Source organism: Longimicrobiaceae bacterium, from assembly GCA_035696245.1.
GTDB lineage: Bacteria > Gemmatimonadota > Gemmatimonadetes > Longimicrobiales > Longimicrobiaceae > DASRQW01.
This window is the reverse complement of the sequence record DASRQW010000032.1, coordinates 1-4,210: the sequence shown is the minus strand read 5'-3', so window position 1 is coordinate 4,210 and position 4,210 is coordinate 1. Positions and strand designations below refer to the sequence as shown.

The 4,210-nt window shown below is 71.9% G+C and carries 4 protein-coding genes; 1 reads left to right on the top strand and 3 read right to left on the bottom strand.

Annotated elements, in window-relative coordinates; translation table 11 throughout:
• Both VFE05_01370 and VFE05_01365 read right to left on the bottom strand, forming a co-directional pair.
• A partial coding sequence (locus tag VFE05_01370) for a M56 family metallopeptidase (protein ID HET6228694.1) occupies positions 1–1,146 on the bottom strand: 1,146 nt, incomplete at its 3' end.
• Positions 1,143–1,517, bottom strand: a complete 375-nt coding sequence (locus VFE05_01365) for a BlaI/MecI/CopY family transcriptional regulator (GenBank protein HET6228693.1) — start codon at positions 1,515–1,517, stop codon at positions 1,143–1,145. The genes VFE05_01370 and VFE05_01365, both read right to left, overlap by 4 nt.
• 177 nt (positions 1,518–1,694) lie before the next feature.
• Here VFE05_01365 and VFE05_01360 point away from each other — a divergent pair, with 177 nt between their 5' ends.
• Complete coding sequence (locus tag VFE05_01360; protein HET6228692.1) at positions 1,695–2,210, top strand: superoxide dismutase family protein; 516 nt, start codon at positions 1,695–1,697, stop codon at positions 2,208–2,210.
• A 201-nt stretch (positions 2,211–2,411) separates the two neighbouring features.
• Here the strand turns inward: VFE05_01360 and VFE05_01355 are convergent, their stop codons facing one another.
• Complete coding sequence (locus VFE05_01355; protein HET6228691.1) at positions 2,412–3,398, bottom strand: DUF4349 domain-containing protein; 987 nt, start codon at positions 3,396–3,398, stop codon at positions 2,412–2,414.
• Between the last annotated feature and the right edge of the window lie 812 nt (positions 3,399–4,210).

Sequence of the window (4,210 nt, the reverse complement as noted above, 5' to 3'; positions counted from 1 at the left end):
GGCCGCGGCGGGCTGCGGCGGCGGAGACGGAGCCTTCGCAGGCGCGGGAGCCGGGGCCGGACGGGCCGGCGCCGCGGGCGGGGTCGGCGGCGTCGGTGCCACGGCGGCACGGACTCGCACGGCGGGCGCGGCGGGCGGGGCAGGAGCGACGGCGGCTCGCGGCGCTGCGGCGGGCGCGGGCGGGGCCGGAGGCGCCGCGGGCGGAAGCTGCGGGCGCGGGGTGGCGGACGCGGCGGCGGCGAACAGCACCGCCACACCGGCGAAGCCGCTCGCGCGGAGCAGCCGGGTGCGAACCTTGGGGGTGGTCATGATGCGGATTCTCCTCTCCAGAAAGGACACGGGTTCCGAGAATGCCGCCACGGCGAGCATCCCGGCAGATGCGCGGCGCCCCATCTCCAGCAGCAGCGCGCCATAGCTCCTCACGTCGGCGCGGCGGGCGAGCACCCGCGCGTCGCAGTCGACCTCCACGGCAAGCCGCAGGCGGCGCAGCTGCCACCACAGCGCCGGGCTCCACGGCATCAGCACCAGCAGCGCGAGGGCGAAGCCCAGCAGCCGGGGGTCTCCTGCCGCCACGTGCTCCTCCTCGTGCACCAGCATCAGCTCGCGCTGGGCCGGCGAGGCGTGCAGCACCCACTCGGGCACCACGATATCGCTGCGGAACAGGCCCACCACGGCGGGCCCCGAATCTTCCGACACCAGCACCGCCACGCCGTCCAGAACCTCGCGCCGCCACACCCGCCGCCGCCGCACGAGCGTCATCGCCAGCCCGCCGAGCACCGCCAGCAGCGCCGCCGACGCGGCCGTCCACCCCACGAGCAGCGGCGTGTCTAGCGATACCGTGCGCGGCTCCGCGTCGTCCGCCATCGCGATGGCGCGGAGCACCGAGAGCGGCACCATCGTCCCGCCGGCAGACGGCCCGACGGCCGACGGTAGAGGGACGGGCGCGGCGGCCAGGGGCGCAGCTTCCGATGCGGCGCGCGGTGCGACCCGGGCAGCGACCGGAGCGGCGACGGAGAGCGCCATCGCCGCGGCCCACACCCAGCGGGTCGGACGTCCGTACAACACCAGCGCGCGCTCCAGGGCCAGGGCGCCCAGGCCGCACATCAGCGCCACCGCCGCGGCATAGGCCATCCACTGCGCGATCATGGCGCGTCCTCCTGGAGGCGGTCCTCCAGCAGCTGCCGCATGCGCTTCAGCTCGTCTTCGGTGAGCCCGCGGTCCGAGACGAGGTGCGTGAGCAGCAGCTCCGGCGAGTTCTTGAACAGCTTGCGCGTGAGGCGGCGCAGCATGGTGGTGCCGGCGTCCTGGCGCGCCACCGCCGGGTGATAGCGGTACGCCTTGCCCTCTTCCACGTGGCCTGCGTAGCCCTTCTCCTCCAGCGTGCGCAGCACCGTGAGCACCGTGGTGTAGGCCAGGTCGTCGGCCAGGCGGTCGCGCACCTCGCTGACCGTCGCGCCGCCCAGGTCCCACAGCACGCCCATCACGTCCAGCTCGCGTTCGGTAAACGAGATCTCCACGGCCCCGGCCCTTTCTACTAAAGTTGTAGTAGGATGATAATCCGCGGCTTCCCGGCTGTCAACTACTTTCTTAGTAGATGAGTGGGCACACCTATTGATGCACCGCCTGCCGGGTGCCCGCGCGACCGCCGGGCGCCGCGGAGGTGCAAGCCAAATCAGGCGTACAGGAGCCGGAAGATGCGAATCTCACAGTGGGTGACGGGCGGGGCCATGGTGGCGCTGGCGGGCTGCGCCACCATGCAGGGCGGCGGGATGACGATGCGCTCCACGCTTCGGAACGCGCAGGGGCAGGAGGTGGGAATGCTGACGCTGAGCCCCAGCGGCGCAGGCACGCACGTGATGCTGCGGGTGCACGGCATGGCGCCGGGAACGCACGGCGCGCACATCCACAACACCGGCCGCTGCGACGCGCCGGCGTTCACCAGCGCCGGGCCGCACCTGAACACCACCAACCGCATGCACGGCACGCAGAACCCGCAGGGCCCGCACCGCGGCGACATGCCCAACCTGGTGGTCGCGGCAGACGGCACGGGCACGCTGAACCTGGACCTGGCCACGCCGTGGGGCGACATCTTCGACGGCGACGGCAGCGCCATCGTGGTCCACGCCAACGCGGACGACTACATGACCGACCCGTCCGGCAACTCCGGCGCCCGCGTCGCCTGCGGCACCATCGGCGTCCGAGACATGTAGCTGCCGACGGTGATGTCGTCGGTTCGGCGGTCGATGTCGAATGGTCGATGCTGGATGGTTGATGTTGGAAGGTGGATGTCGACGGCAGATGGCCGACAATCGCTATTCGACAGGTCGATGGTGATGGACGATGGACACCGACGAACGACGAGGGGCCCGGGCGAGCTTGCCCGGGCCCTTCGTCGTTTCGGGAGATGCGCGTCAGCCGATCTCCACCGGCTCGCGCTCCTCGCGGGCGGGCGGCGGCGGGGGCGACGCGGGCCGCGCGGAGCGGCGGATGCGGCGGCCCACGGCGCGGGCGGCAACCCACGTCACAGCGGCCACCATGCCCAGCGGGAGCAGGAAGCCGAGCACGGAGACGAGCCCCGCCATGAAGCCCACGAAGTTCTGCCACGACCGCTTGAAGGCCGCGCCTATGGGGCTGTCGCCGGGGTACTCGCCCACCACGGGCCGCGGCTCGTGCAGGTTCACCGTGAGCGTGCTCACCGCCGAGCGCGAGCGCAGGTAGCGCAGCCGCCCCTCGTACCGTTCGATCTCCTCGCGCACGCGGGCCAGCTCGTGCTCCACCTCCACCACGTCGGCCAGCTTGCCCGCGTGGGTGTCGAGCAGGGCGGCGATGCGCGCCTCCAGGCGGCGGGCGTTCACCACGCGGGCCCCGATGTCCACGTACTCCTCGCCCACGTCCTGCGAGGTGGTGTTCACCGACTCCAGCTTGCCGAGCGACGCGAGCCCGGCCACAACCGCCTCGAAGCGCTCCGCGGGCACCTTCAGCTCCATCGTGGCCTGCGCCGCTTCCTGGCGCCCCGCCGTCATGGACGAGCCGGCCACCACGCCGCCCTCCCGCTCCACCAGCCGCCGCACCCCGTCGATCCCAAGCTGAAGCGAGTCCACCTGGATCTGCGCCGTCCCCGTGCGGATCAGCATCTGTGTCGCCAGCGACGGAAGGGCCGCGCTACCCGCGCCGGAGACGCCCGCCGAACCCACGGAGCCGTCCGCCGCCGGAGCCGCCACCGCACCTACCGTGTCCGACGTCGTGATCGCGCTCTCCATCCCGCTCGCCGGCGCAGCGGCCGACGACGCCGGCGCCGCTGCCGCATCCCCCGCCTCGCGGTTCGCGGACATCGAGTCGCGCCCGGAGCACGCGGCGGAGAGCAGGATCGCCGCGGCCACGACCGGGGCGCCGCGCATCCCCCCCTCCATCCACCTGTGCATCTCCCGGCCCGCCGATCCGCGCCGGATTTGCCGGTCCGCTATCGCGCTTCGGATCCGAGCGCTCAGCCGCCCAGCCCGCGTCTCGGCCTCGCCCGCAACCGCATCGGTGCTCCGCATCGCCTCGCTCATCTGCGCCCTCCGTTGAAGACCGCGTCCGCGGGCCGGCGTCTCCGCCCCCGCCTCCATTGCAACGCATCGGAGGTTCCGTCTCTGCCCGAGGGCCCGCATTCCCGCATCTTCCAGCAGGAGCGAGGTTTACGAACCGGCCCTCATCTTCGGACCGGTCCTGCCCCCGTCCTGTGAACACGTTCACCGAACGAGCGGACGTTCAGTAAACGCGCAGACGTGGAACGGAAAACGGAATTGACGAGAACGTGAGGTATGGGTCGGCGGACTGCCGGAAGCGATCACGAGCGACGAGGCACGATTAGGCGAACGGCGGGTGATGCGGAGCAGATGCGGCGCGCGACCGACCCGCCTGCGCCGCGGAAAGCGGAACGGATGCGATAAATCGCACCCCTACAAGTGCATAATTCTCAACGAATTACGATGAACCGAGGCGGAGCGGACGTCACCGCCGCGCGCCTACGCCGACGCCGCCCCGCCCGCAGGCGCGCAGCGCCGAGTCACCACCGCGCCGGCAGCGAGGAGCACTGCCGGAGAGCCTGGAAGACGTGGCTGCCGTGGAAGCCGTGCCTTCCCCCGCTTGCGGGCAGGGCTGTTTCATTCAGGGCAACGGTGTATCTTTGCAGCATGAATCTACTGACTGCGTTCGAGCAAATCCCCGA